The organism is Silanimonas sp. (assembly GCF_027530345.1).
In the GTDB taxonomy this organism is placed as follows: domain Bacteria; phylum Pseudomonadota; class Gammaproteobacteria; order Xanthomonadales; family Xanthomonadaceae; genus Silanimonas.
In genome coordinates this window covers 114,755-136,453 of record NZ_JAPZQK010000012.1, presented here as the reverse complement: position 1 = coordinate 136,453, position 21,699 = coordinate 114,755, and the positions used below count along the sequence as shown (strand labels likewise).

Below are 21,699 nucleotides of genomic sequence, written 5' to 3'. Positions count from 1 at the left end.
GTAAGCCTTGAACTCACCACCGAAACGCTCTGCGCCAATCTTCGTCAGCGCCGCCGTCAGCGTCGTCTTGCCGTGGTCAACGTGACCGATCGTGCCCACGTTCACGTGAGGCTTGGTGCGCTCGAACTTGCCCTTTGCCATTGCCGTCTACCCGGTGATGATGGTTCTGAGGATGGTGCTCACAACAGGAATCGAACCTGCGACCTCTTCCTTACCAAGGAAGTGCTCTACCGACTGAGCTATGTGAGCGAGTTTTTTGGTGTTGCCGGTGGAACCATGGAGCGGGAGACGGGAATCGAACCCGCACCATCAGCTTGGAAGGCTGAGGTTCTACCATTGAACTACTCCCGCCCGAAGGCTGGACCGTTCTTGCCACCCTCGTCGCCGCGGGGCGCCGGGAGTGGTGGAGGAAGGTGGATTCGAACCACCGAAGGCGTGAGCCAGCAGATTTACAGTCTGCCCCCGTTGGCCGCTTGGGTATTCCTCCGACAGAGCCGCATATTCTGGCGAGGGCGTGACGGCTTGTCAACGCGCCAGAGCCACCGCGCGTGCCGCCCCGCCGCCCTCGATTCAGACGTTGAACAGGAAGTTCAGGACGTCGCCATCCTTGACCACGTAGTCCTTGCCTTCGGCGCGCTGCTTGCCGGCTTCCTTGGCGCCCTGCTCGCCCTTGTAGGCGACGTAGTCGTCGAAGGCGATGGTCTGGGCGCGGATGAAGCCCTTCTCGAAATCGGTGTGGATCACGCCAGCCGCCTTCGGGGCGGTGTCGCCCTTGAGGATGGTCCAGGCGCGGACTTCCTTCACGCCGGCGGTGAAGTAGGTCTGCAGGCCGAGCAGGTCGTAGCCAGCGCGGATCAGGCGGTTCAGGCCCGGCTCCTCGAAGCCGAGATCCTCGAGGAAGGCCTGCTTGTCGGCGTCCTCGAGGTCGGCGAGCTCCGCCTCGATCTTGGCGCACACCGCCACGACCGGCGCCCGCTCGCGCGACGCGAATTCGCGCAGGCGGTCGAGGTGCGGGTTGTTCTCGAAGCCGTCCTCGAGCACGTTGCCGACATACATGGCCGGCTTGATGGTGAGCAGGCAGAGCGGCTTCAGCAGCAGCTTCTCGTCGTCGCTGAACTCGATGGCGCGCGCGGGGCGGCCCTCGTTGAGCACCGGCATCAGGCGCTCGAGCACGGCAACCAGCTTCTGCGCGTCCTTGTCGCCGGACTTCGCGCGCTTGCCCTCGCGCTGGATCGCTTTCTCAACCGCGGCGAGGTCGGCGAGCGCCAGCTCGGTGACGATGGTTTCGATATCGGCGATCGGATCGACGCGGCCGGAGACGTGCACGACGTTGGCATCGTCGAAGCAGCGGACCACGTTCACGATGGCGTCGGTCTCGCGGATGTTCGCGAGGAACTGGTTGCCGAGGCCTTCGCCTTTGCTCGCGCCGGCGACGAGGCCAGCGATATCGACGAACTCGACGATGGCCGGCTGCACCTTCTGCGGCTTGACGATGGCAGCAAGCGCGTCGAGGCGCTTGTCCGGCACCTCGACGATGCCGACGTTCGGCTCGATCGTGCAGAACGGATAGTTCTCGGCAGCGATGCCGGCCTTCGTCAGCGCGTTGAAGAGGGTGGACTTGCCGACGTTCGGCAGGCCGACGATGCCGCACTTGATGCCCATGGTGACTCCGGTTCGAGGTGGCGCGGCCGCGGTGCGGTCAGCGCGAGGCGGGGGTGTGGAGGCGCTTCATCGCCTCGGGGAAATCGCCGGCGAGCGCCAAAGGCAGCACGCGCAGCGTGTCGTCGAGGGCGGCACGGATGGCGGCCTCGTCGTCACGACCGGGGCGTCCGAGCACCCAGGGCGTGACCTTGGTCTTGTCACCGGGGTGGCCGATGCCGACCCGCAGGCGGTGGTACTTGCCGTGCCCGAGCTGGGCATGGATGTCGCGCAAACCGTTCTGGCCGCCGTGGCCGCCGTCAAACTTCAGGCGCGCGACGCCGGGCGCGAGGTCGAGCTCGTCGTGCGCGACGAGGCATTCGGAGGGGTCGATCTTCCAGTAACGCAGCGCCGCGGCCACCGAGCGGCCCGACGCGTTCATGAAGGTACTGGGCTTGAGCAGCCACAGCGCGTGCCCGGCGACGTCGGCTTTCGCGATCTCGCCGTGCAGCTTCGAATCGAGGCCCCAGCGGGCATTCGCCTGCTCCGCGAGGGCGTCAACAAACCAGAACCCGGCGTTGTGCCGGGTCCGGTCGTATTCGGCACCGGGATTCCCCAGCCCGACAATGAGGCGCAAGCCAGCCATCGCTGATTCGGTAATCGCTGACTCCGCCGTGGCGCCCGCTCAGGGCGCCACGGACGGCACGATTACTTCTTCTTCGCGGGCTTGGCCGGCGCGGCGGCGGCCGGAGCGGCAGCAGCCTTGGCCGACTTGGTGCTCGGCACTTCGGCGGCGGCCGGAGCAGCGATCTCTTCCTCGGCGGCGCGGGCCTGCTTGGCGATCACGACGGCGAGGTCGTGCTCCTTGCCCAGCTTCAGCTCGGGGATCGTCACGCCGGCCGGCAGCTTGAGCGCCGACAGGTGGACGATGTCGCCGAGGGTCAGGGCCGACAGGTCGACTTCGATGAACTCCGGCAGGTCCTTCGGCAGGGCCGAGACTTCGACGTCGTTCAGTTCGTGGGTGATGACGACGCCCGCCGTCTTGCCGGCCGGCGAGGTTTCCTGGTTGACGAAGTGCAGCGGCACCTTGAAGCGGATCGGCGAGTTCTCGTCGATGCGCTGGAAGTCGATGTGCATGACGATCTGCTTGTACGGATGGCGCTGCATGTCACGCAGCAGCACCTTCTGCACCTTGCCGTCGACGTCGAGGTCGAGGATCGAGGCGTAGAACCACTCGTTCTGCTGGATCAGCCAGAGCTTCTCGTGGTTGAGCTGGATCGACTCCGGGTTGGCGTTGGCGCCGTAGACGATCGCCGGGACCTGGCCGGTGAGACGGAGGCGGCGGCTCGCACCCTTACCCTCGTCCTTGCGGCTGGTGGCGTTGATGATGTGGGTTGCCATGTTCGTGTTGCCTTGCTTTGAAGTGACCGCCTCGCGGCGGTTGGGACACTGCCCCGCGACCAGGGCAGTGGTGCAGCAGCCGCGACGGGCAGGCCCGGCGCGGCGGATGGATCAGTCGACGTAGAGCTCGGAGACCGATTCGCCGAAGGCGATGCGGCGGACGGTCTCGGCGAGCAGTTCGGCGACGCTGAGCTGACGGATCCGCGGGCACAGGCGCGCGGTCTCCGACAGCGGGATGGTGTCGGTGACGACCAGCTCGTCGAGCTGGCTGTTGGTGACGTTGCTGATCGCCGCGCCGGACAGCACCGGATGGGTGCAGTAGGCGACGACCTTGCGGGCACCGTGGTTCTTCAGGGCGGCGGCCGCGGCGCAGAGCGTGCCGGCGGTGTCGACGATGTCGTCGACCAGCACGCAGGTCTTGCCCTCGACGTCGCCGATGATGTTCATCACCGTGGCGACGTTGGCGCGCGGACGGCGCTTGTCGATGATCGCGAGGTCGGCGTCGTCGAGGCGCTTGGCGATGCTACGCGCGCGGACCACGCCACCGACGTCCGGCGAGACGACGATCAGGTTCTCGGTGCCGTGCGTGCGCCAGATGTCGGCCAGCAGCAGCGGCGAGGAGTAGACGTTGTCGACCGGGATGTCGAAGAAGCCCTGGATCTGGTCGGCGTGCAGGTCGATGGTGAGCAGGCGGTCGGTGCCGACGGCGCCGAACATCTTCGCCGCGACCTTCGCGGTGATCGGCACGCGCGCCGAGCGCGGCCGGCGGTCCTGGCGGGCGTAGCCGAAGTACGGCACCACGGCGGTGACGCTGTTGACCGATGCGCGCTTCAGCGCGTCGACCAGCACCAGCAGCTCCATCAGGTTCTCGGCGGTGGGCGCGTTGGTGGGCTGCAGCACGAACACGTCCTGGCCGCGGACGTTCTCTTCGATCTCGACCTGCACTTCGCCGTCGGAGAACCGGCCCACGAGGGCCTTGCCCAGCGGTACGCCGAGTTCGCGGCACACCGAGAGGGCCAGCGGGCGGTTCGCATTGCCGGTGAACAGCAGCAGGTTTTGCTTGCGCATCGCTTGGGCTCCGGGAAGGTGTGGCCGGGCGGATCGGTGTGGCAGGGGCGGTAGGATTCGAACCTACGAATGCCGGGATCAAAACCCGGTGCCTTGGGCCACTTGGCGACGCCCCTGTGTATCTGTCGCGCTCAGCCGACGAGCGCCGCCCCGAGGGGAGAACGATCGACGCCGACGCAGGCCCGGCAATCCCAGCCCTCGGCCGACAGCTGGCGCTGCGCGACTTCGGCCTCGGCCCGCGAAGGCAGTTCGACGAAGCAGCCGCCCCCGGTACCGGTGAGCCGCGCATCCCCGAATGCCTCCAGACGATCCAGCAGCTTCGACACGAGTGGCGCGCGCTGGCGCAGCACCGGCTCGAAGGCGTTGCCGCGGACCGTCCCGGAAAGGAAGTCGGCGATTGTAGCGGGGGGCGCATCCCGCTTCAAATCAGGGGCTTGGAAGAGTTCAGCCGTCGGGACGGAAACCCCGGAGTCGGCGACGAGGTAATGACGCTCACCCAAGGCCATCGGGGTGAGGGCCTCCCCCACCCCCTCGGCCCATCCACTGTGGCCACGGACGAATACCGGAACATCGGCGCCGAGCGCCAGCCCCAGCGCCGCGAGGCGGTCGACGCCGAGGTGCAGGCCCCAGAGCTGGTCGAGGGCGACCAACACGGTGGCCGCATCGGACGAGCCGCCACCGAAGCCCCCACCCACGGGAATGCACTTTTCGACGGCGATGTCGACACTATATTGAATTTTTAGCGCGTTATCGGAGCCAATCACCTCGGAACGCAGGCGTTCAGCCGCGCGGATGATCAGGTCTTTCGCCGGGTCCGGCGCGTAGGCCGGCGCGCCGACCCGCTCGATGCGGCCGTCGTCGCGGGGGCGCAGCCACACCGTGTCGCCCCAGTCGAGCAGTTGGAAGACCGTCTGGAGGGCGTGGTAGCGGTCGGGCCGTCGCCCAGTGATGGCGAGACACAGGTTCAGCTTGGCCGGGGCCGGAAAGGCCCGCCAGCCGGGGCGCTCGTCGGGCGAGGCCGTCATTCCGGGCGCGCCTTCCACTCGCTGACCACCAGCCGGACCGAAGCGCCCTCCGCTTCCGCGAAGACGCGCCGTGGCAGCGGCGGATCGCCGGGCCACCAGTCGCGGAAAGACAGGGTCCAGGCGTCCTGCTGGAAGGCCACGGGGCGCCCTTCCGCATCGACCAACAGGCCCGCGACCGGCCCCGGGCCGCGCAGGCCACGCACCCAATCGGGCATCTGGCGGATCGGCAAGCGCCAGCCGGTGGCCTCGAGCAGCAGAGCTTCGGGGTCCGGCCCCTCTCGGAGGCCACCCTCCAGGCCTTCGAGGATGGCGCCTTCCGCGCCTCCGGACAGGCGCCATTGCTTGCCGGTGACCGGAGCGCTCAGACGGATATCGAACGCGGCACCCGTCTGCACCCACTGCACGTTGAGCGTCCCGCCGTCATTCCCGCGGGCCACGGCAAGGCGGCCGGCCAGCGCCCAGCCCGGGGCATCGCGCAACTGGGCATCGCGAGCGGCCAGCGCCGCGAAGGCTTCGGGGGAATCCGGCGGCGGCGCGACGGCTTGCGCGGGAACGCCCCCCTCCCCGGCCGCGGGCGACGGGCCGACCCCGCGCTGCGTGGCGCAGCCGGTGGCGAGCAGGACGAGCAGAAGAACAAGCACGCGAACGATCATTGGCCGTAACGCTCCAAGGTGTCGGCAAGCACCGGGTCCGCGGGGTCGAGCTGGCGGCCGCGCTGCCAAGCCGCGCGGGCCTCGGCGGTGCGCCCGAGCAGCCATAGGGCTTCGCCCCAAGCGGCGGCCGTTGGGCCGCCGGCTTCGACCGCCCACGCACTGGCGAGCAGCGGTTCGGCCGCCGCCGGCTGGCCACGGGCCAGCATCAGGCTGCCAAGCGCTCGCAAGGCCGGCGCATGGCGCGGGTCGCGCGCGAGAACCGCGCGCAGATCGGCCTCGGCCTCGGCCGGCTTGCTGGCATTGCGGGCGACGCGAGCCCGGGCCACGCGCAGGCCGGGGTCGTCCTCGAGCACTTCAAGGCCACGGGTCAGCGCCAATTCGGCCTCGGGGCGTCGGCGGCGGGATTCCCACTGGTCGGCCTCGGCGATGAAGGCATCGCGGCGGATGGCGCCATCGGCGCTGTCGTCGGCCTGCAGCTCGCGCAGGGCGGCAAGGCTGTCGTCGAAGCGGGACTGCCGGGCCAGCACCACGCCCAGCCGCAGCCGGGCGCGATCGCGGGCCTCGCCTTGATTGAGACGGCGGTACCAGCGCTCCGCGGCGGGCCAGTCCTGCAGGCGTTCGGCGAGTTCGCCCAGCAGCAGGGGGAGCGCGGGCTCGGGGGCAGCGCGACTGGAGGCAAGTACCTCGGCCTCGTTGAACAGCAGCCGCAATCCTTCCAGATCGCCAGCCCGGGCCAGCCAGGTGGAGCGCAGCGTCATCGATCGCGCATCCTGCGGTCCTTGCGCCATGGCCGCAGCGGCTCCCTCGGGATCCCCCAGCACGGCCAGGGCCTCGGCGGCGATGCGGCGCTGCTCGGCCGGCAGGTCGCCGCGCGAGAGCACCAGCCGTACCTCGGCACGGGCGGCCTCGCGCTCGCCGCGCTGGGTCAGGCGCTCCGCGCGCAGCAGCCCGGCGCGGGGATCGGCGGGAAAGCGCCGCACCAGCGCGTCGACCCACTGCGCCGAGAGCGTGCCGTCGCCGAGCCGTTGGGCCAAACCGGCCATGGCCAACCAGGCGTCGAGGCGCTGCGGGAAGCCCGGCTCGACCAGCAGGGCGCGCAGCACCGCGCGGGCGATGACGCCCTGGTCGGGATACGGCGCCTCCAGTCCGGCGACGAGAACGGCGAGGTTCGATTCGTCGCCCAGCAGTCGGAGCGCGGTCTCCACCGCGCGGTCGTCGTCGCCTTGCACGATGTGGAAACGCAGGGCCAACGAATCGCGACGCGCCGACTGCGGCTGCAGCAGCGTCCAGCGCTCCAGCGCCGCGGCCGCGCGGAAGGTGTCGTCCGCCTCGAGTGCCGACTGGACCGCGCGCTCGGCCAGTACGACGTCGCGCGACGCCCGTGATGCCACCAGCGCATGCGCCGCCGCGGCTTCGGTATCGCCGCCGATGCGGGCGAATTCGGCCGCGAGCAGGGCTTCGAGGACGTCGGGGGGCATCGCGGCCGCCCGGGACGGTGACGAGGCCACGGGTCCGAACGACAGCAGCGCGGCAAGGGGCAGCGCGAACGGACTCCAGGAACGGCGATTCATCGGGACTCCAAGCGGGGCCGCTAGAATAACGCCCCGTCACCGTCCTGCGCCCGCTTCCGCGCCCGCCATGCCCTTGATCGCCCTCGGAGTGAACCACCAGACCGCGCCCGTCGAGGTGCGCGAGAAGGTGGCCGTGGGCGAAGCGCAGATGGCCGAGACGCTGCGGCAGCTCCAGCAGGTCGAGGGAGTCGAGGAAGCGGCGCTGGTCAGCACCTGCAACCGCACCGAGATCTACGCGCGCATCGACGATGGCCGCGTGCCGGCGGTCATCGACTGGCTGGCGCGCCGCAACGGCCTCGCCACCGATGCGCTGGCCACCTACGTGTACACGCACGAGGGCGATGCGGCCGTGCGCCACCTGTTCCGCGTGGCGACGGGGCTCGATTCGCTGGTATTGGGCGAACCGCAGATCCTCGGCCAAGTGAAGGACGCCTGGCAGCAGGCGCGCGGCGCCGGCAGCCTTCGGACGCCGCTGGACCGCCTGTTCCAGCAGAGCTTCGCGGTGGCCAAGCGCGTGCGCACCGACACCCGCATCGGCGCCCATCCCGTGTCCGTCGCCTACGCCGGCGTGCGCCTCGTGCGCCAGGTGTTCGCCGACCTCGACCGCGCCACCGTGCTGCTGGTCGGCGCCGGCGACACCATCGAGCTGGCCGCCAAACACCTCGTCAACGCCGAGGCCAAGCGCCTGCTGATCGCCAACCGCACGCTTGAGCACGCGCAAGCGCTGGCCTCCCGCGTGGGTGGCTACGCCCTGCCCCTCTCCGAGCTGCCGCGCCACCTGCCCGAAGCCGACGTGGTGATCTCCGCCACGGCGGCGCGCGAGCCGGTGCTGCGTGCCGCCGACGTCCGCGACGCGCTGAAGGCCCGACGCCAGCGCCCGATGTTCCTGCTCGACCTGGCCGTGCCGCGCGACATCGAAGCCGGCGTGGCGCAGCTTCCGAACGCCTACCTCTACACCGTCGACGACCTCGAACAGGTCATCAGCGAGGGTAAGGCCTCGCGCCAGGCCGCCGCCGAGCAGGCCGAGGCGATCATCGACCTGTCGGTCGAGCACTTCATGGCCTGGTGGCGTGCGCAGGGCCAGCAGGACAGCCTGCGGGCGCTCCGGCGCACCGCCGAGCTCGCCAAGGCCGATGCACTGGCCAAGGCGCGCGAGCGGCTGGCCGCCGGCGAACCGGCCGAGGCGGTGATGGAGCGCCTCGCGCACCAGCTCACCAACCAGCTGCTGCATGCGCCCTCGACGGCGCTGAGGCAGGCGGCGCTGGACGGCGATGCGGCCACGCTCGCCGCCGCGGCGAAGCTCTTCGCCGCCGACGGTTCGCCCTCCGCCCCCAGCGAATCCGCATGAGCCCGGGGCTGCGTCGCAAGCTGCTGGCGCTCGCCGAGCGCCATGAAGAGGTGGGGCGCCTGCTCGCCGAGCCCTCGGTGATCGCCGACAACGCGAAGTTCCGCGCGCTGTCCCGTGAGTTCTCCCAGCTGCAGCCCGTGGCTGACGCGCTGTCGCGCGAGGCCGCGCTGCAGGCCGACCGCCGCGAAGCCGAGGCGATGCTCGCCGACCCCGACTTGCGCGCCATGGCCGAGGACGAGCTGCCGACCATCCGCGAGGCGCTTGCCGCGCTCGACGACGAACTCACCCTGCTGCTGGTGCCGAAGGACCCGCGCGACGAAGGCAACCTGTTCCTCGAGATCCGCGCCGGCACCGGTGGCGATGAAGCGGCGATTTTCGCCGGTGACCTGTTCCGCATGTACGCCCGCTTCGCCGAACGGCAGGGCTGGCGCGTCGAGGTTCAGAGCGCCAACCCGGGCGAGCACGGCGGCTTCAAGGAAATCGTCGCGCGCGTCGAAGGCCGTGGCGCGTATTCCAAGCTGAAGTACGAATCCGGTACGCATCGCGTGCAGCGCGTGCCCGAGACGGAAGCGCAGGGCCGCATCCACACCTCGGCGGCGACCGTGGCGATCCTCCCCGAGCTCGAGGACGTGGCCGAGGTGGTTATCAGCCCGGCCGACCTGAAAGTCGACACCTTCCGCAGCTCGGGCGCCGGCGGCCAGCACGTCAACAAGACGGAATCGGCCATCCGCATCACCCACGTGCCGAGCGGCCTCGTGGTGGAGTGCCAGACGGAGCGCAGCCAGCACGCCAACCGCGACAAGGCCATGCAGCGCCTGAAGTCGGCCCTGTACGAGCAGCAGGTGGCCGCGCAGCAAGCCGCCACCGCCGCTTCGCGCCGCCTGCAGGTGGGCAGCGGCGACCGCAGCGCGCGCATCCGCACTTGGAACTTCCCGCAGGGCCGCGTCACCGACCACCGCGTCGAAGGGCTGACGCTCTACGCGCTGCCGACGATCATCGAAGGCGACCTCGACGAATTGGTGCAGCGCCTGGCGCAGGAAGCCCAAGCCGACGAACTCAAGCTGCTGACCGAAGCCGCCTGAGTCCTCTCTGGGCCGTATTGGGCACCACGATGCGGCCCGGCCAGCACCGCGCTAAGGTCGGCGGATGGCGAAGACCAAGGCGGCGGCCAAACGCGACGACACCAGCAACGGCGCCGACAACGGCAACGGCAAGCTGAGGAAGAAGGACTACCTCGAGCGCCTCGCGCCGCTGCAGCTCGCGCTTTCCGAAGCGGAGCGCTGGGTGGCCGCCACCGGCCAGCGCCTGCTGGTGATCGTCGAAGGCCGCGACACCGCCGGCAAGGGCGGCGTGATCCACGCCATCGCCGAAACCCTGAACCCCCGCCACTGCCGCGTCGTCGCGCTCAACAAGCCCACCGAGACCGAGCGCGGGCAGTGGTACTTCCAGCGCTACGTCACGCACCTGCCCGCGGCCGGCGAGATCGTGCTCATGGATCGCAGCTGGTACAACCGGGCTGGCGTCGAGAAGGTGATGGGCTTCTGCACCGATGCGCAGTACCGCGCGTTCCTCGAGCAGGTGCCGGTGTTCGAGAAGCTGCTCGTCGACGACGGCATCCGCATCGCCAAGTACTGGCTGGGCGTCGACCAGGCGAAACAGGAGGAGCGCTTCGCCGAACGCGCCCAGGACCCGCTGAAGCGCTACAAGCTCTCGCCGATCGACCTGCAGGCGCGCGAGAAGTACGCCGAGTACACCAAGGCGCGCGAGGCGATGCTCGCCGCCACGCACACCGCGCACGCGCCATGGACCCTGGTGGACTTCAACGACCAGCGCCGCGGCCGGCTGACGATGATCCGCCATTGGCTGGGCGGCCTGCCCTGGCAGGCGCCGGACGATCGCGCACTGAAGTTGCCGAAGCTGTCCGGCAAGCCCCTGCCGGAGCGCTATGTGACCCTGCCGCCGATCACGGACTCGTCGGAATCGGAGGCGCCGGTCACGCCGGCGTCGACGCGGCCTCGCCCGCCGACGTCGAAGCCGCGGAAACCTCGCTGATCTTCGCTTCGATCTCGTTGCCGGTGACGGGGCCAAGGAACTTGTGGCCCACGGTGCCGTCGGGCGCGACCAGCACGGTGAACGGCAGGCCGCGCGGGGTGTCGAAATCGGCCGGCGGGTTGTAAACGTCGACGATGGCGACGGGGTACTCCGGCTTCACCTTCTCGACATAGAAGGCGCGCATCGCCTCGGGGGTGATTTCCTCGTAGGCGAGGCCGATGACCACGAGATCCTCGCGCTTCGCATCCAGAGCATTCAGGTCGGGGATCTCCTTCAGGCAGGGCGCGCACCAGGTCGCCCAGAAGTTCACCACCACCCACTGGCCGCGATGCGAGGCGAGGTCGAAGCGACCGTGGTCGACGGTGTCGACGGCGAGCGTGGGATGCGTGGGCTTGGCGGCGTCGGCTGCTGCCGAAGGCGCAGCGGCAGGTGCGGCCTCGGCCGTTGCCGGCGCGGCTTCGACGGGCGCCGCATCACCGATCGGCGTGGCGGCCTCGACCGGGCCGGCATCCGGCGACACCGACTCGGACGGCCCGCAGGCGGCAAGCACGAGGGCGACGGCGGCGACGAGCGCGGGACGGGCGAAGGCGGAGCAGGAAGGCATCACGGGGAATCCGGTTCGGGAAGGAGGAAATCGGAGAGAGGATGCCTGAGGGCGGTGTCGAGGGGCTGTCGCAGGTGGCGAAGCGCCGCCAGCGCGGCCCGTCCGATGGCGTCCTCGGCACCCGGGAGCGCGCAATCAGACGGCGGCAGGCGCAGACCGAGGCGCTCGTGCAGGTCTTCCAGCGTGACCGTCGACAGGTCGCGCACCGGCAGCCACGCCCCGCTTTCTCCGCGCTGCACGATGTGGCGTTCGGCCAATCCGCCCAGCAGCCTCTGGCAGAGGTCGTCGGTCAGCGCCGGCTCCAGCGCGCGCAGCGCCTCGGCGTCAAGGCCGCGACCGTGGCGGCGGCTCTCCTCCAGCCGGGCCAGCAGGCGCAAGCAGGCGTAGAGCTCGGCACCGGCGGGCAGGCGCTGGTGCCGCGGCTGGTAGCGGAAGGCGCCCAGCGAAGCCGCGAGCGAGGCCCCCAGCAGCACGACCAGCCAGCTCAGCCACACCCAGACGAGGAAAATCGGGATGACCGCCAGCGCGCCGTACAGCTGCTCGAAATTGGTGTTGCGCAGGTACCACGCAAAGCCGTGCTTGGCGGTTTCGAACAGCGCGGCAGCCAGCAGCGCGCCGGCCAGCGCGAAGCGCAGCGGCACGGGTCGGTTCGGGATCAACCGGTAGGCCGCGGTGAACACGATGAACGCCACCACGAAGGGCATCGCGCCGAGGGCCTGCTGGCCCAGCGTGGCGTTCGCCTTGGCGAAGGCCGGCAGCGCGAACAGCCAGGTGCTGACAGCGAGGCTGGAGGCCGCCAGCACGGCGCCAAGGGTGAGCAGCGTCCAGTACACCACCAGCCGCCACAGCGTCGGCCGCGGCTGCGGCACGCGCCAGATGCGGTCGAAGGTCTGTTCGATGGCCAGCATCACCAGCAGCACGGAGACTAGCAGCGCGACGAGGCCCTTCAGGCTGAGCTGGCGGGCGCTGCCCGCGAGCTGCCGGAGGGTGTCGGCCACCGCCGAGGCGGCTTCGGGCACGAAGTTCTGGAACACGAAGTCGACCAGCGCCTGCGTCCAGGCATCGAACACCGGAAACGCCGCAAGGATGGCGAACACCACGGCTGACAGCGGCACCAGCGCGAACACCGTGGTGTAGGACAGCGCGCCCGCCGACTCGAAGCAGCGGTCGTCGACGAAGCGCCGGGCGAGAAAACGGAAGAACGTGGTGCTGAGGTCGCGGTCGAGGCGATCCCACCAGCGCTGGAGGACGGCAAGCCAAGTCATGGGCCGAAGCCTATCGCGACGGGCGGCGATTGCGCCTCACGCCGGCGAGCACCCGCGATGCGTTAGCCTTCGCGCCCGTCTTTCCCGCCCGGAGCCGCCATGGCCGACGTGCTTGTCCTCTACTACAGCCGCGGCGGCTCGGTGGCCGCGCTGGCGCGGCAGATCGCGCGCGGCATCGAGTCGATCGACGGCATGACGGCGCGGCTGCGCACCGTGCCCCCGGTCGCGCCAACCACCACCACCGCCAGCCCGCCGGTCCCCGAGGACGGCGCGCCCTACGTCACCAAGGCCGATCTGGCGGAGTGCGCCGGCGTCGCGTTGGGCAGCCCCACGCGCTTCGGCAATATGGCCGCGCCGATGAAGCATTTCCTCGACACCACCGGTGCGGAGTGGGCCTCGGGCACGCTGGTCGGCAAGCCGGCCGCCGTGTTCACCTCGACGGCCTCCATGCACGGCGGGCAGGAATCCACCCTGCTCTCGATGCACCTGCCACTGCTGCATCACGGCTGCCTGATCGTCGGCCTGCCGTTCTCGGAAGCGGCCCTGTCCAGCACGCGCAGCGGTGGCACGCCCTATGGCGCCAGCCACGTGGCCGGCGCCAGCGACGACGCCACCCTGAGCGAGGACGAGAAGGCGCTGGCACAGGCCCTCGGCCGCCGGCTCGCCGATGTCGCTCGACGCCTCGGCTGAACGCCTCCACCGCCACGCCCCACCGACGAGACCCGCACCGATGAACGCCCTGCTCCGCCCGCTGCCGTGGATCCTCGCCCTGGCCCTGCTGCAACCCGCCTGGCACCTCTGGCTGGCGCCCTCCACCTGGCTGCCGCCGGTCTTCGTCGTCGTGGTGATGAGCCTGCCGATCCTGCCTGCCGTGCTACTTGGGGTGTTCCGCCGCCCGAGCGCGGGGTTCTGGGGGGGGGTGGCCGCCCTGCTGTACTTCTCGCACGGCGTCATGGAGCTGTGGAGCAATCCCGAGGTCACCGCGCTGGCCTGGGTGGAAACGCTGCTCTCCGTGGGACTGGTCATCGCCGCCAGCTGGCGCGGGCTGCAGGCCCGGGCGGCGGCACGGCGCCCGAAGCCCGCGGAGTCCGACACCGCCGCCGGCCCGGACGCGCAGTAAACTGCCGCCCCCTCACGCTCACGGAGCACCGCGATGGACGAACTGCTGATCGTCACCACCGGCGGCACGATCGACAAGGTCTACTTCGACGACAAGTCGGACTACCAGGTCGGCGAACCGCAGATCGGCACCATCCTTCGCGAGCTCGGCGTCGCCTTCCGCTTCACCGTCATCCCGGCGCTCCGCAAGGACAGCCTGCACATCACCGACGACGACCGGCAGATGGTGCGCACGCTGATCGCGGCACAGCCGCAGAAGCACGTGCTGATCACCCACGGCACCGACACGATGGTGGAGACCGCGAAGGTGCTGGCCGACCTCGGCAAGACCATCGTGCTGACGGGTGCGCTGAGCCCGGCGCGCTTCCGCGGTTCCGACACCGAGTTCAACGTCGGCTGCGCGGTCGGCGCGGTGCAGTCGATGCCGCCTGGCGTGTACATCGCCATGAACGGCCGCGTGTGGGACCCCTTCAAGGTGCGCAAGAACGTGGCCGCGAACCGCTTCGAAGCGATCGGATGAGGCCGGAACGAAGAAGCCCGCACCTTTGAGGCGCGGGCTTCTTGGTGATGCAAGGCGGGGGTGACGCCGTCGGGCCCGGGCCGAAGCCCGGACCCGCCGTCGCTCCCCTTGAGGCCTTTAGAACGTGATCGTCCAGCGACGCAGCGTGCCGGTGTCGCCGGCCGCGTTGTCGTTGACGCGCAGGTTCCAGGTGCCGTTGAGCAGTTCCGAGGACAGGTTGATCGTGTAGGTACCGATCAGGTTGTCCGCGCTGCCGCCCGCACGATTCGAGATCGTGTACAGCGAACCGTCCGGCGCGACCAGCTGGACCAGCATGTCGCCGCGGTAGGCGTGGAGGATGTCCACCGACACGGAGGCGGTCGACGGGGCGTTGCCGCTGCGGCCCGACACCGTGATCGGCGAATTGATCGTGGTGTTGTCGCGGATCGCGAAGTCGGTCTCGTTGGCGTACGTCTGCGTGGTCGGGGGCGTGCCACCACCACCGCCGCCACCGGCGGAATCAACCGCGCGACGGGCGTCGACGATGCCCGCGCCGCAGCCGCCCGTGCAGGCACCCGCCAGGGCATAGGCCGTGCTCTTCAGCGTCGACTCGACTTCGGCGGGCGTCAGCAGCGGCAGACCGAGCGCGATGCGGCGGCTCTGCATCAGGGCGACGACGCCGGCCACGTGCGGGGTGGCCATCGAGGTGCCGCTGTAGCTGGCATAGGTCTCAGCGCCCGGCGCCGTGGTGCCCGAGTTCAGCGTCGACAGGATGGCCGAGCCCGGGCCGGAGACGTCGATCAGCGTGCCGAAGTTCGAGAAGCTCGAACGGGCGGAGGCGCTGGTCACCGAGGCGACGGCAATCACGTTGGCGCAGTTGGCCGGCGTGGCGGTCGAGACGTTCGTGTTGCTGTTGCCGGCGGCGATGACCAGCGTCGAGCCACGACCCACGGCGCCGTTGATGGCGTTCTGCGTGGTGGTGCCGCAGGCGCCAGAGCCGCCGAGCGACAGGTTGATGACCTTGGCCGCCTGCGCGGCCGACAGGGTCGGCACGCCCGAGACGGTGCCGCCCGAGGACCAGGTGATGGCGTCGGCAATGTCCGAGGTCGAGCCGCCGCAGGTGCCCAGCGCGCGGACGTGCATGACCTTGGCGCCGAACGCCGTACCCGCCACGCCCTTGGCGTTGTTGGTCACGGCGGCGATGGTGCCGGCCACGTGGGTGCCGTGCCAGCTGGAGTTGCTGGCGGCGCCGCACTGGCCCGTGGTCCAGTCACCCGGGTCGAACTCGTTGGCATCGCGGCCGTTGCCGTCGTTACCGGTCGTGGCGCTGGAGATGAAGTCGTAACCGGCGACCGTGTTGGCATCGAGGTCGCTGTGGGCGGTGCGGCCGGTGTCGATGACGGCGACGATCACGCCGGCACCCGTGGCGACGTCCCACGCCGTGTTGGCGCGGATGCCGGCGTCGGCGTCGAAGAAGCCCCACTGCTCGTTGTAGCGGGTGTCGTTCGGCGTCAGCGCCGGGCGCATGATCAGATCGGGCTCGACGTACTCGACGCCCGGCACGGCGGCCAGCTGCTGCATGGCCTGCACGGCTTCGGCCGAGGTCAGCGCACGGCTCGCGCGGATGACGTCGGCACCGAGGCTCATGCGGCGGAAGTGGCGCAGGCCGGCGGCGCCGCGCGACGACTTGGCCATCACCGCGTTCGCCCCCTGGAGCGAACGGGCGACCATGGCCGCATTGGCGCGCTGGGCGGTGCCGTCGCGGAACTTGACGATGAAGCCCGAGAACTCGGCGCCGGACTCGACGGCAGCCTTGTTGACGATGCGCGCGCCATCGGCGGCGACAGCAGCACCCATCGGCGCCATCGCGACGATCAGCGCGGCAGCGAGGGCGTGGGGCTTGAAGGACTTGCGATTCACGTGATGTTTTCCCTGGTCGAATTGAACGAACGGAAGGTCGGGCCGAGGCCCTTGGCGTCCCTGCGCCAGTTGCCGGCCCCGACGCGCTGGCGCGTTCTGTGGGCCGCCCCCCTTTGACCAGACCGGCCCGTAGCGGGCCGGGAGGGCCAGCCGGGACAGGGGAGTCGCGGGAGAGTCGTGACGGGGACGTGCGGTGAAGCAGGTCACGTTTTCGTCACCAAACGGAAGAAACGCTGTCACATTGGTTGCTGCAAGCAACGGTTTCAGGATGAAACAGTTAAGGCTTGGCACTAAAGGGCCTTGGATTTCCTTGTATTCCGTGAATGGCGCCCATTTCACGGGGTTCGCCCCACTGACTGCGCAGGCCAAGGGCGTTTGATCGGGGTCAAGTGCCTCCAGACCCACCCTGCTCACACTGGCCTCACTTCCCAGAAGAGGCCTCCCATGAGCGCGTCCGCGCCCACCCGGCACCCCGAAGCCCCACCCGCGACCTACAACGACCGGGTCGTCCTCCAGTTCTCACTGGCCACCGTGATCTGGGGCGTTATCGGCATGGCCGTCGGCGTCCTCCTGGCGGCCCAGCTCTACTGGCCCGCGCTGAATTTCGACACCGCCTGGCTGAGCTTCGGCCGGCTGCGGCCGCTGCACACGAACGCCGTGATCTTCGCGTTCGGCGGCAGCGCGCTGTTCGCAACCTCGCTCTATGTGGTGCAACGCACCTGCCACGTGCGCCTGCTCTCCGACAAGCTCGCGAGCTTCGTGTTCTGGGGCTGGCAGGCGATCATCGTCGCGGCCGCGATCTCGCTCCCGCTGGGCCTCACCCAAGGCAAGGAATACGCCGAACTGGTGTGGCCGATCGACATCGCGATCGCGGTGGTCTGGGTGGCCTATGCGGTGCTCTTCTTCGGCACGATCGTGAAGCGCCGCGTGAGCCACATCTACGTGGCGAACTGGTTCTACGGCGCCTTCATCATCGCCGTCGCGGTGCTGCACATCGTCAACTCGCTGGCCCTACCCACTTCGGCGATCCACAGCTATCCGATCTATTCGGGCGCCGTCGACGCGATGGTGCAGTGGTGGTACGGCCACAACGCGGTGGGCTTCTTCCTGACCGCCGGCTTCCTCGGGATCATGTATTACTTCGTCCCGAAGCGCGCTGGCCGTCCGATCTACAGCTATCGCCTGTCGATCGTGCACTTCTGGGCGCTGATCGCCATCTACATGTGGGCGGGCCCGCACCACCTGCAGTACACGGCCATCCCGGACTGGGCGCAGAGCCTCGGCATGGTGTTCTCGCTGGTGCTGCTGGCCCCGAGCTGGGGTGGCGCGATCAACGGCATCATGACCCTCTCGGGCGTGTGGCACCTGCTGCGCACCGACCCGATCCTGAAGTTCCTCATCGTGTCGCTGTCGTTCTACATGATGAGCACCTTCGAGGGCCCGATGATGTCCATCAAGTCGGTGAACGCCCTCTCGCACTACAGCGACTGGACCATCGGCCACGTGCACTCCGGCGCGCTGGGCTGGGTCGCGATGATCTCGATCGGCGCGATCTACATGCTGATCCCGAAGTGCCTCGGCCTGAAGGAAATGGCCTCGACCAAACTGATCGACGCGCACTTCTGGACGCACACCATCGGCGTGGTGCTCTACGCCGCCTCGATGTGGGTCTCGGGCATCGGCCAGGGCCTGATGAGCCGCGCGGCGAACGTCGACGGCACGCTGACCTACGCGTGGATCGAGATCGTCAAGTTCACCTATCCCTACTACCTGATCCGCCTGGTGGGTGGCGTGCTTGTGATCGTCGGCATGGTGCTGATGGTCATCAACGTCTGGAAGACCCTGCAGGCCTCGCGCGGCGCGGTCGAGCACCCCGTCCTCGAACCGGCCCACGCCTAAGGAGTCGCTGCGATGAGCCATGACAAGATCGAACGCAACGTGGGTCTGATGGGCGTGCTGATCGCCGTCGCCATCAGCTTCGGCGGCCTCGCCGAGATCGTCCCGCTGATGTACAGCGCCGAGCAGGTCGAACCCCTGCCCGGCATGAAGCCCCGCCCCGCCCTCGAACAGGCCGGTTTCGACGTCTACGTGCGCGAGGGTTGCTACAACTGCCACTCGCAGATGGTGCGCACCCTGCGCTTCGAGACCGAGCGCTACGGGCACTACTCGCTGGCCGGTGAATCGGTGTACGACCGTCCCTTCCAATGGGGCAGCAAACGCACCGGTCCGGACCTCGCCCGCGTGGGCGGCCGCTACTCCGACGACTGGCATCGCGTGCACCTGCTCGATCCCCGCGCCGTGGTGCCGGAATCGAACATGCCGGCCTACCCGTGGCTGGCCGAAACGCCGGTCGATGGCGCGGCGATCACGGCGAACCTCGCCGCGCTGCGCACGCTCGGCCACCCATACACCGACGAAGACCTGCAGGGCGCCGCGGCGGCCGTCGAGGGCAAGTCGGAACTCGATGCGCTGGTGGCCTATCTCCAGGGCCTCGGCAAGCACGCACCGCGAGGTTGACATGATCGCCGGCACCGTTACCGCAATCCTTCTTGCCGCCTTCCTCGGCGGCGCTTACTGGCTGTTCGTGGTGCGCCGCGCCGCGGACTTCGACCGACTGGCCCGCATGGCCCTTGACGACGAAACGACGGAGGAACGCCCGTGAGCGACTTCTGGTCCTGGTTCCTGATCGCCCTCGTCGTCCTCAACCTCGTCGGTTGCGTCTGGCTGCTCTGGTACACCTCGAAGCAGCGCAACAGCAGCCTGCCGACCGGTGAAACCACTGGCCACGTCTGGGACGGCGATGTCACCGAGTACAACAAGCCGCTGCCGCGCTGGTGGATCAACCTGTTCTACCTGACGATCGCCTTCACTATCGGCTACTTCGTGGTCTATCCGGGCTTCGGCAAGGCCGAGGGCTCGCTCGGCTGGAGCTCGCAGAAGCAGCACGACGCCGAGAAGGCGAAAGCCGACGCGGCGTTCGCCGAGCGGTATTCGCAGTTCGCGACGATGCCCATCGCCGAAATCGCGGCCTCCTCGGAAGCGCTGGCCGTTGGCCGCAACCTGTTCGCCAACAACTGCGCGCAGTGCCACGGCTCGGATGCCCGCGGCGCGCGTGGCTTTCCGAACCTCACCGATACGGCCTGGCTGTACGGCAAGGACGAAGCGACGATGCTGGCCACCATCACCCATGGCCGCATCGGCGTGATGCCCGCCCTCGGCGCGGCGATCGGCGACGATGCCGCGGTGACCGCGGTCGCCACCTACGTGCAGTCGCTCTCCGGAACCACCGTCGATCCGGCGCTGGCCTCGGTGGGCAAGTCGAAGTTCGATCTCGTCTGCGCGGCGTGCCATGGCACCGAGGGCAAGGGCAATCCGGCCCTCGGTGCCCCGAACCTCACCGACGCCGATTGGCTGTACGCACCGGACCTCGCCACGATCCGCGAAGGCATCATCAAGGGCCGCAACGGCCAGATGCCGGCCTTCGAACCGGTGCTGGGTGCGGACCGCGTCCGCCTGGTGGCCGCCTACGTGCATTCGCTGAGCGGTGAGCCCGTGCTTGCTGCAGCACCCGCCGCCGCACCGGCCGAGGTCGAGGCCGCTCCGGCGGAACCAGGCATGGACGCAGCGACGGCCACGGATCCGGCCGCGGCACCGGCCACCGGCGCGGAAGGCTGAGACGACGATGGACGACGGCCCGCGCATCGACCATCCGCAAAGGAGCTGGACCCAGCGGCTCGGCGCGATCCTCTGGCCGTCGTTCTTTGCCGCCGGCGTGATGACGATGGTGTTCTTCGCCTTCGTCGACCCGCTCGACCTGCGCGACATCAGCTTCCCCGATCTCGACCACGAGATCGGGCGCGGCATCGGCTACACGATCTGTTTCTTCATGTTCTGGGCGGCGACGGCGAGTTCGAGCCTGTTCACCTGGATCCTGTTGCGCCCCGCCAGCCGCTTCAACGGCCCGCTCAAGGACTGAAACGATGGGCAAGCCGCTGCCGCTGAAGGTCGTCGACGACGGCGCGATGTACGTCTCGGAGGCGAAGGTCTACCCACGCGAGGTGTCGGGGCACTTCCAGCGGCTTCGACACCTCGCCGTGTTCGTTCTGCTGGGCCTGTTCTACGGCGTCGCTTGGATCAACCTCGACGGCCAGCAGGCCGTGCTCTGGGACCTGCCGGCACGCAAGTTCCATGTCTTCGGCCTCGTCTTCTGGCCGCAGGATTTCATCTTCCTCGCCCTGCTGCTGGTGATGGCGGGGCTCTCGCTTTTCTTCTTCACCGCACTCGCCGGTCGGCTGTGGTGCGGCTATGCCTGTCCGCAGACCGTGTGGACGGAAGTCTTCATCTGGATGGAGCGCTGGACCGAAGGCGATCGTGCCAAACGCATGAAGCTCGACGCCGCGCCGTGGTCGCGCGAGAAGCTGCTGCGCAAGGGTTCGAAACACCTGCTGTGGGCGGTGTTCGCGCTGTGGACGGGCTTCACCTTCGTCGGCTACTTCACGCCCATCCGCGAACTCGGCGCGCGCCTCGTCCCCTTCGAATGGGGCGGCTACGAGACCTTCTGGACGCTGTTCTACGCGGTCGCCACCTGGGGCAATGCCGGCTTCCTGCGCGAGCAGGTCTGCAAGTACATGTGCCCGTACGCGCGCTTCCAGAGCGCGATGTTCGACCGCAACACCCTGATCATCGCCTACGACGAGCGCCGCGGCGAACCGCGCGGTCCGCGCAAGAAGGGCAGCCTCGCCAGCGTTCTGGAGCGGGCCCGTGGCCTGCTGCCGAAGGACGACGCCGACGGCTGGGTGGCGTGGTTCGCAAGGCACCAGAGCGCGGCCAGCCTCGCCAGCGGCGCACGCGGCACGACCTCGATCGTCGACGCCGCCATCCACGTCGACGAGCGCGAGAAGCCCGCCGGCGAAGCCTTGGGCGACTGCATCGACTGCACCATGTGCGTGCAGGTCTGCCCCACCGGCATCGACATCCGCAACGGCCTGCAATACGAGTGCATCGCCTGCGGCGCGTGCATCGACGCTTGCGACGACGTGATGGGCAAGCTCGGCTACCCCAAGGGCCTCGTACGCTACACCAGCCAGAACGCCGTCGATGGCAAGCCGACGAAGGTCCTGCGCGCCCGCGTGTGGGTCTACGCCACCCTGCTGGCGGCCATCGGCGCCGGCATCGCCATTGGCATCGCCACCCGCAGCCCGCTGATCGTCGACGTGCTGCGTGACCGCAATGCACTCTATCGAACCAACATGGACGGCAGCATCGAGAACGGCTACACGCTGCGGCTGATCAACAAGTCCGAGGAACCCGCCGCCTACCGCATCCGCGTGGTCGACGCCCCGGCAGGGATCACCCTCGGTGCGGATCCCGGCGCGATCGGCGTCGGGCCGGGCGAGGTGCGTAGCGTCGGCATCGCGCTGAAGGCCCCGGCTGGCGCAGTCACCGGCCGCGTCGACGTCACGCTCGAAGTGGCGACGTTGGACGGCGAGACGACCGTAGCCGAGGAAACGCGCTTCTTCGGTCCGCTCTGACGCAT

At 69.3% G+C, this 21,699-nt stretch carries 22 protein-coding genes, 4 tRNA genes and 1 pseudogene; 12 read left to right on the top strand and 15 right to left on the bottom strand.

Going from position 1 to position 21,699, the window contains the following annotated elements:
• From O9255_RS07485 to O9255_RS07430, 12 genes are all read right to left on the bottom strand, one after another.
• On the bottom strand, window positions 1-141 hold a 141-nt coding region (locus tag O9255_RS07485), incomplete at its 3' end, for a GTP-binding protein (RefSeq protein WP_284449322.1).
• Between the two features lie 32 nt (window positions 142-173).
• Window positions 174-249: transfer RNA gene (locus O9255_RS07480), tRNA-Thr, on the bottom strand.
• A gap of 28 nt (window positions 250-277) precedes the next feature.
• Window positions 278-351: transfer RNA gene (locus O9255_RS07475), tRNA-Gly, on the bottom strand.
• Window positions 352-401: 50 nt separating this feature from the next.
• Window positions 402-487 (bottom strand) — tRNA-Tyr (locus O9255_RS07470).
• Between the two features lie 83 nt (window positions 488-570).
• A complete protein-coding gene (ychF, locus tag O9255_RS07465; protein WP_297866231.1) occupies window positions 571-1,662 on the bottom strand; it encodes a redox-regulated ATPase YchF in 1,092 nt (363 codons plus the stop codon).
• A 37-nt stretch (window positions 1,663-1,699) separates the two neighbouring features.
• Window positions 1,700-2,284 carry an aminoacyl-tRNA hydrolase gene (pth, locus tag O9255_RS07460; protein ID WP_297866230.1) on the bottom strand — a complete coding sequence of 195 codons (585 nt, stop codon included), beginning with the start codon at window positions 2,282-2,284 and terminating at the stop codon, window positions 1,700-1,702.
• Window positions 2,285-2,346: 62 nt separating this feature from the next.
• Complete coding sequence (locus tag O9255_RS07455) at window positions 2,347-3,039, bottom strand: 50S ribosomal protein L25/general stress protein Ctc (protein WP_297866229.1); 693 nt, start codon at window positions 3,037-3,039, stop codon at window positions 2,347-2,349.
• 111 nt (window positions 3,040-3,150) lie between these two features.
• The gene (locus O9255_RS07450; RefSeq protein ID WP_297866228.1) at window positions 3,151-4,107 is read right to left on the bottom strand and encodes a ribose-phosphate diphosphokinase; all 957 of its coding nucleotides are present in this window, start codon (window positions 4,105-4,107) and stop codon (window positions 3,151-3,153) included.
• A gap of 39 nt (window positions 4,108-4,146) precedes the next feature.
• A tRNA-Gln gene (locus tag O9255_RS07445) sits at window positions 4,147-4,223 on the bottom strand.
• A 15-nt stretch (window positions 4,224-4,238) separates the two neighbouring features.
• A complete protein-coding gene (gene ispE, locus O9255_RS07440) occupies window positions 4,239-5,132 on the bottom strand; it encodes a 4-(cytidine 5'-diphospho)-2-C-methyl-D-erythritol kinase (protein ID WP_297866227.1) in 894 nt (297 codons plus the stop codon).
• Window positions 5,129-5,773 (bottom strand): outer membrane lipoprotein LolB, encoded by a 645-nt coding sequence (locus O9255_RS07435; protein WP_297866226.1) that lies wholly within the window; start codon window positions 5,771-5,773, stop codon window positions 5,129-5,131. Before O9255_RS07435 ends, ispE begins: the two co-directional genes overlap by 4 nt.
• A gap of 8 nt (window positions 5,774-5,781) precedes the next feature.
• Window positions 5,782-7,356: a tetratricopeptide repeat protein gene (locus O9255_RS07430; RefSeq protein ID WP_297866225.1), complete on the bottom strand. Its 1,575-nt coding sequence runs from the start codon at window positions 7,354-7,356 to the stop codon at window positions 5,782-5,784.
• 67 nt (window positions 7,357-7,423) lie between these two features.
• Here O9255_RS07430 and hemA point away from each other — a divergent pair, with 67 nt between their 5' ends.
• The 3 genes and pseudogenes from hemA to ppk2 all read left to right on the top strand — a co-directional run.
• Window positions 7,424-8,704, top strand: coding sequence for a glutamyl-tRNA reductase (hemA, locus tag O9255_RS07425; protein WP_297866224.1), 1,281 nt, complete (start codon window positions 7,424-7,426; stop codon window positions 8,702-8,704).
• The gene (prfA, locus tag O9255_RS07420) at window positions 8,701-9,786 is read left to right on the top strand and encodes a peptide chain release factor 1 (protein ID WP_297866223.1); all 1,086 of its coding nucleotides are present in this window, start codon (window positions 8,701-8,703) and stop codon (window positions 9,784-9,786) included. The genes hemA and prfA overlap by 4 nt, the downstream gene beginning before the upstream one ends.
• 64 nt (window positions 9,787-9,850) lie before the next feature.
• Window positions 9,851-10,675, top strand: a pseudogene (ppk2, locus tag O9255_RS07415) (polyphosphate kinase 2); the annotation flags it as partial.
• Window positions 10,676-10,697: 22 nt separating this feature from the next.
• On the opposite strand, the gene O9255_RS07410 reads toward ppk2, so the two are convergent.
• Complete coding sequence (locus O9255_RS07410) at window positions 10,698-11,360, bottom strand: TlpA disulfide reductase family protein (RefSeq protein WP_297866222.1); 663 nt, start codon at window positions 11,358-11,360, stop codon at window positions 10,698-10,700.
• A complete protein-coding gene (locus O9255_RS07405; RefSeq protein ID WP_297866221.1) occupies window positions 11,360-12,625 on the bottom strand; it encodes a YihY family inner membrane protein in 1,266 nt (421 codons plus the stop codon). The genes O9255_RS07410 and O9255_RS07405 overlap by 1 nt, the downstream gene beginning before the upstream one ends.
• A gap of 99 nt (window positions 12,626-12,724) precedes the next feature.
• Between O9255_RS07405 and wrbA the strand changes: the two genes are divergently transcribed.
• Genes wrbA through O9255_RS07390 form a run of 3 tightly spaced genes read left to right on the top strand, consistent with a single transcriptional unit; the run spans window position 12,725 to window position 14,264 of the window.
• Entirely contained in the window at window positions 12,725-13,315 is a 591-nt protein-coding gene (gene wrbA, locus O9255_RS07400) for an NAD(P)H:quinone oxidoreductase (protein ID WP_297866220.1), read from the top strand.
• Window positions 13,316-13,355: 40 nt separating this feature from the next.
• A complete protein-coding gene (locus tag O9255_RS07395; protein WP_297866219.1) occupies window positions 13,356-13,745 on the top strand; it encodes a DUF2069 domain-containing protein in 390 nt (129 codons plus the stop codon).
• Window positions 13,746-13,778: 33 nt separating this feature from the next.
• The gene (locus O9255_RS07390; protein ID WP_297866218.1) at window positions 13,779-14,264 is read left to right on the top strand and encodes an asparaginase domain-containing protein; all 486 of its coding nucleotides are present in this window, start codon (window positions 13,779-13,781) and stop codon (window positions 14,262-14,264) included.
• 117 nt (window positions 14,265-14,381) lie between these two features.
• Here O9255_RS07390 and O9255_RS07385 read toward each other — a convergent pair whose 3' ends face one another.
• A complete protein-coding gene (locus O9255_RS07385) occupies window positions 14,382-16,163 on the bottom strand; it encodes a S8 family serine peptidase (protein ID WP_297866217.1) in 1,782 nt (593 codons plus the stop codon).
• 444 nt (window positions 16,164-16,607) lie between these two features.
• On the opposite strand from O9255_RS07385, the gene ccoN reads away from it, so the two are divergent.
• The 6 genes from ccoN to O9255_RS07355 are packed head-to-tail and all read left to right on the top strand — an operon-like array spanning window position 16,608 to window position 21,694.
• The gene (gene ccoN / locus O9255_RS07380; RefSeq protein ID WP_297866216.1) at window positions 16,608-18,062 is read left to right on the top strand and encodes a cytochrome-c oxidase, cbb3-type subunit I; all 1,455 of its coding nucleotides are present in this window, start codon (window positions 16,608-16,610) and stop codon (window positions 18,060-18,062) included.
• Window positions 18,063-18,074: 12 nt separating this feature from the next.
• A complete protein-coding gene (ccoO, locus tag O9255_RS07375; protein WP_297866215.1) occupies window positions 18,075-18,680 on the top strand; it encodes a cytochrome-c oxidase, cbb3-type subunit II in 606 nt (201 codons plus the stop codon).
• A gap of 1 nt (window position 18,681) precedes the next feature.
• Complete coding sequence (locus O9255_RS07370) at window positions 18,682-18,825, top strand: cbb3-type cytochrome c oxidase subunit 3 (protein ID WP_297866214.1); 144 nt, start codon at window positions 18,682-18,684, stop codon at window positions 18,823-18,825.
• A complete protein-coding gene (gene ccoP / locus O9255_RS07365) occupies window positions 18,822-19,838 on the top strand; it encodes a cytochrome-c oxidase, cbb3-type subunit III (protein ID WP_297866213.1) in 1,017 nt (338 codons plus the stop codon). The genes O9255_RS07370 and ccoP overlap by 4 nt, the downstream gene beginning before the upstream one ends.
• A gap of 7 nt (window positions 19,839-19,845) precedes the next feature.
• On the top strand, window positions 19,846-20,139 hold the full coding sequence (locus O9255_RS07360) for a hypothetical protein (RefSeq protein ID WP_297866212.1): 294 nt from the start codon (window positions 19,846-19,848) through the stop codon (window positions 20,137-20,139).
• 4 nt (window positions 20,140-20,143) lie between these two features.
• Complete coding sequence (locus tag O9255_RS07355) at window positions 20,144-21,694, top strand: 4Fe-4S dicluster domain-containing protein (RefSeq protein WP_297866211.1); 1,551 nt, start codon at window positions 20,144-20,146, stop codon at window positions 21,692-21,694.
• The last annotated feature ends 5 nt before the right edge of the window (window positions 21,695-21,699 follow it).

What these genes read in the sequence shown, in the direction of transcription:
- ccoN (WP_297866216.1), top strand. Translation starts at nt 16,608, where the DNA reads ATGAGCGCGTCCGCGCCCACCCGGCACCCCGAAGCCCCACCCGCGACC.
- O9255_RS07450 (WP_297866228.1), bottom strand. Translation starts at nt 4,107, where the DNA reads ATGCGCAAGCAAAACCTGCTGCTGTTCACCGGCAATGCGAACCGCCCG.
- ychF (WP_297866231.1), bottom strand. Translation starts at nt 1,662, where the DNA reads ATGGGCATCAAGTGCGGCATCGTCGGCCTGCCGAACGTCGGCAAGTCC.
- O9255_RS07360 (WP_297866212.1), top strand. Translation starts at nt 19,846, where the DNA reads ATGGACGACGGCCCGCGCATCGACCATCCGCAAAGGAGCTGGACCCAG.
- O9255_RS07370 (WP_297866214.1), top strand. Translation starts at nt 18,682, where the DNA reads ATGATCGCCGGCACCGTTACCGCAATCCTTCTTGCCGCCTTCCTCGGC.
- O9255_RS07395 (WP_297866219.1), top strand. Translation starts at nt 13,356, where the DNA reads ATGAACGCCCTGCTCCGCCCGCTGCCGTGGATCCTCGCCCTGGCCCTG.
- ccoO (WP_297866215.1), top strand. Translation starts at nt 18,075, where the DNA reads ATGAGCCATGACAAGATCGAACGCAACGTGGGTCTGATGGGCGTGCTG.
- ispE (WP_297866227.1), bottom strand. Translation starts at nt 5,132, where the DNA reads ATGACGGCCTCGCCCGACGAGCGCCCCGGCTGGCGGGCCTTTCCGGCC.
- O9255_RS07455 (WP_297866229.1), bottom strand. Translation starts at nt 3,039, where the DNA reads ATGGCAACCCACATCATCAACGCCACCAGCCGCAAGGACGAGGGTAAG.
- O9255_RS07430 (WP_297866225.1), bottom strand. Translation starts at nt 7,356, where the DNA reads ATGAATCGCCGTTCCTGGAGTCCGTTCGCGCTGCCCCTTGCCGCGCTG.
- pth (WP_297866230.1), bottom strand. Translation starts at nt 2,284, where the DNA reads ATGGCTGGCTTGCGCCTCATTGTCGGGCTGGGGAATCCCGGTGCCGAA.
- O9255_RS07390 (WP_297866218.1), top strand. Translation starts at nt 13,779, where the DNA reads ATGGACGAACTGCTGATCGTCACCACCGGCGGCACGATCGACAAGGTC.
- O9255_RS07355 (WP_297866211.1), top strand. Translation starts at nt 20,144, where the DNA reads ATGGGCAAGCCGCTGCCGCTGAAGGTCGTCGACGACGGCGCGATGTAC.
- O9255_RS07410 (WP_297866222.1), bottom strand. Translation starts at nt 11,360, where the DNA reads ATGCCTTCCTGCTCCGCCTTCGCCCGTCCCGCGCTCGTCGCCGCCGTC.
- O9255_RS07405 (WP_297866221.1), bottom strand. Translation starts at nt 12,625, where the DNA reads ATGACTTGGCTTGCCGTCCTCCAGCGCTGGTGGGATCGCCTCGACCGC.
- wrbA (WP_297866220.1), top strand. Translation starts at nt 12,725, where the DNA reads ATGGCCGACGTGCTTGTCCTCTACTACAGCCGCGGCGGCTCGGTGGCC.
- hemA (WP_297866224.1), top strand. Translation starts at nt 7,424, where the DNA reads ATGCCCTTGATCGCCCTCGGAGTGAACCACCAGACCGCGCCCGTCGAG.
- prfA (WP_297866223.1), top strand. Translation starts at nt 8,701, where the DNA reads ATGAGCCCGGGGCTGCGTCGCAAGCTGCTGGCGCTCGCCGAGCGCCAT.